Below are 3,361 nucleotides of genomic sequence, written 5' to 3'. Positions count from 1 at the left end.
AAAACTTTTAAAAAAAGTAGTTGACTTCCTTAGTGGAATTTCTTATAACTACCTTCCCTTGGAGATTGAGCTTAGTTGCTTGAGAGTCCGGGGGCTGTTGTTTGAAAGGGGATTTTGCTGAGGGGTTTGGTTAAAAACTTTTTGAAAAAAGTAGTTGACTTCCTGAGCGGGATTCTTTATAAAGTTCTTCCGCCGCCTGAGAGGGCGTGGAGAAAAAAGCAGTTGTTTGACATTAGAATAGGCCGGTCCGAGAAAAGGATAAAGAGTATAAAAGAGTTTGGATGGAGAGTTTGATCCTGGCTCAGAACGAACGCTGGCGGCGTGCTTAACACATGCAAGTCTAGGGGAATTAACCTTCGGGTGAAGTTTCACTGGCGAACGGGTGAGTAACGCGTGAGGAACCTACCTCAGAGATTGGGACAACACAGAGAAATTTGTGCTAATACCGGATAAGCCCACGTGCTTAGATGTGTGTGGGAAAAGGCGGGGTAACCTGCCGCTTTGAGATGGCCTCGCGTGCCATTAGCTAGTTGGTAGGGTAATGGCCTACCAAGGCTACGATGGCTAGGCGGCCTGAGAGGGTGGCCGCCCACACTGGAACTGAGACACGGTCCAGACTCCTACGGGAGGCAGCAGTGGGGAATTTTGCGCAATGACCGTAAGGTTGACGCAGCAACGCCGCGTGTATGATGAAGGCTTTCGGGTCGTAAAGTACTTTCAGCAGGGAAGAATGGTAAGGGGAGTAACTGCCCTTTAATTGACGGTACCTGCAGAAGCAGCCCCGGCTAACTCCGTGCCAGCAGCCGCGGTAATACGGAGGGGGCAAGCGTTGTTCGGAGTCACTGGGCGTAAAGAGCTCGTAGGCGGCAGTGTAAGTCGGGAGTTAAAGGCAACAGCTTAACTGTTGTAAGGCTTTTGAAACTACATTGCTAGAGTACCAGAGAGGTAAGCGGAATTTCCTGTGTAGCGGTGAAATGCGTAGATATAGGAAGGAACACCGGTTGCGAAGGCGGCTTACTGGCTGGTAACTGACGCTGAGGAGCGAAAGCGTGGGTAGCAAACAGGATTAGATACCCTGGTAGTCCACGCTGTAAACGATGGGTGCTAGGTGTTGGAAGTAACCACTTTCAGTGCCGAAGCTAACGCATTAAGCACCCCGCCTGGGGAGTACGTACGCAAGTATGAAACTCAAAGGAATTGACGGGGGCCCGCACAAGCGGTGGAGCACGTGGTTTAATTCGATGCTAACCGCAGAACCTTACCCGGGTTTGACATCTTCAAAATACGATAGAGATATTGTAGTGCTTACTTTCAGTAAGAATTGAATGACAGGTGCTGCATGGCTGTCGTCAGCTCGTGCCGTGAGGTGTTGGGTTAAGTCCCGCAACGAGCGCAACCCCTGCTTTTAGTTGCCATCGGGTCAAGCCGGGCACTCTAGAGGAACAGCCGTCGACAAGGCGGAGGAAGGTGGGGACGACGTCAAGTCATCATGGCCCTTATGTCCGGGGCTACACACGTGCTACAATGGCGTATACAGAGGGCAGCGAGACAGCGATGTTAAGCGAATCCCATAAAGTACGCCTCAGTTCAGATTGTAGTCTGCAACTCGACTACATGAAGTCGGAATCGCTAGTAATCGCAGGTCAGCAAAACTGCGGTGAATACGTTCCCGGGCCTTGTACACACCGCCCGTCACACCACGGGAGTCGACCGTACCTGAAGCCGGTGGCCTAACCGCAAGGAGGGAGCCGTCTATGGTATAGTTGGTAACTGGGGTGAAGTCGTAACAAGGTAGCCGTACCGGAAGGTGTGGCTGGATCACCTCCTTTTTAAGGAAAGAATCGAAAAGAAATCCTGCTGCTCGCTCCATAGAGTACAGGTTGCTTTGATAACAATCTCGGACCGGCCTTAATTATTTATATAAGGCGTAAATAGGCCTTGTTAGCTGAAATGTGTTCAGAGCTGCGTAAGTAGAGTACAGGAAGTACTCCGCGGAACGAACCGAAGCAAAGGAATTTGCGCAGGTTCCAGTGTAGCGAGAGCAGCAAGGAGCTTTGCTCCGCAGTCTGCGAGTGAAGAAAAACTACAGGACGTAAGTTTTTCTGAACAGATTTCAGCTAATCCGGGCCTATAGCTCAGACGGTTAGAGCGCACGCCTGATAAGCGTGAGGTCGGTGGTTCGAGTCCACCTAGGCCCATGTATTTAAGGTTTAAAGCTAATGCTGGCTTTGGTAGTTGGTATTAGTTGTAAGTCTTACCCGGGGGTGTAGCTCAGCTGGGAGAGCACCGCCCTTGCAAGGCGGGGGTCAGGAGTTCGAACCTCCTCACCTCCATTAGACACTGCAAATTTGCCTTCCTTGGAAATTTGCAGACACGCTCGCGGCACATGAGATGTGCCTTCGCTTCACACGGCGACTTTCTTCCTGGAAAGTTTAAGCGTAAGAGAACGGGATCGGTCTGATGGCGATGGGTAGGCGGTGTTGTTAGAAAGTTGTTTAGTAAGGTTATGAAGTTAATTCATAGTCTCATTGAGTAACTTGGAAACGGGTTATAGGGTACACGATGTACCCCACGGAGTGCGCACCACAGCGAATGCGAGGAGTGCAAGCGAAGTGAGAGCAGAAAGGAGCTTTGCTCCGCATGCTGCGAGTGAGTAAAAAGTTCAGGACGAATTTTTTACGAACTATAGTGTTAGACAATTGAATAGGCTGTAAGAGATAAGGGAAGCTCGAGTAGACGATGCATAATAAAAAGTTAAGCTACTAAGGGCAAATGGTGGATGCCTAGGCGATGACCGGCGAAGAAGGACGTGGCAAGCTGCGATAAGCTGCGCGGAGCTGCTAACAGGCTTTGAGGCGCAGATTTCCGAATGGGGAAACCCTATACACCCTTTATGAGGGAGCGAACTCAGGGAAGTGAAACATCTCAGTACCTGAAGGAAAAGAAAGTAATAACGATTCCGTAAGTAGCGGTGAGCGAAACCGGAAGAGCCTAAACCAAGCTTTCGGGCTTGGGGTTGTGGGGCCTGCAATATGTACACATGGATCTAGCAGAAGAGTCTGGAAAGGCTCACCATAGGGGGTGATAGTCCCGTATGCGAAAGAGAATTGTGGCTAGCGGTGTCCCCGAGTACCACGGAGAATGAGAAGCTTTGTGGGAATCTGGGAGGACCATCTCCTAAGGCTAAATACGAGTCATCGACCGATAGTGAACCAGTACCGTGAGGGAAAGGTGAAAAGAACCCTTGTTAAGGGAGTGAAATAGAACCTGAAACCATTTGCCTACAAGCCGTCAAAGCATCTTAAGATGTAATGTCGTGCCTTTTGCATAATGAGCCTGCGAGTTACCGTATGCAGCAAGG

The 3,361-nt window shown here is 50.1% G+C and carries 2 tRNA genes and 2 rRNA genes (1 of these 4 only partly in view); all 4 read left to right on the top strand.

Features of this window, described 5'->3' with window-relative positions:
- The first annotated feature begins 278 nt into the window (after window positions 1-278).
- Window positions 279-1,829: ribosomal RNA gene (locus tag OSQ85_RS13935) — 16S ribosomal RNA — on the top strand.
- Window positions 1,830-2,124: 295 nt separating this feature from the next.
- Window positions 2,125-2,198, top strand: a tRNA-Ile gene (locus tag OSQ85_RS13930).
- A gap of 62 nt (window positions 2,199-2,260) precedes the next feature.
- A tRNA-Ala gene (locus OSQ85_RS13925) sits at window positions 2,261-2,333 on the top strand.
- Between the two features lie 419 nt (window positions 2,334-2,752).
- Window positions 2,753-3,361: ribosomal RNA gene (locus OSQ85_RS13920) — 23S ribosomal RNA — on the top strand (it continues 2,282 nt past the right edge of the window).
- Together the 16S and 23S rRNA genes with 2 tRNA genes alongside form the textbook arrangement of a ribosomal RNA operon.

The sequence above is a fragment of the Geovibrio ferrireducens genome, from assembly GCF_026226615.1.
GTDB classification, from domain to species: Bacteria; Chrysiogenota; Deferribacteres; order Deferribacterales; family Geovibrionaceae; genus Geovibrio; species Geovibrio ferrireducens.
The sequence above is the reverse complement of the archived record's forward strand: the minus strand, read 5'-3'. Positions and strand labels throughout refer to the sequence as shown.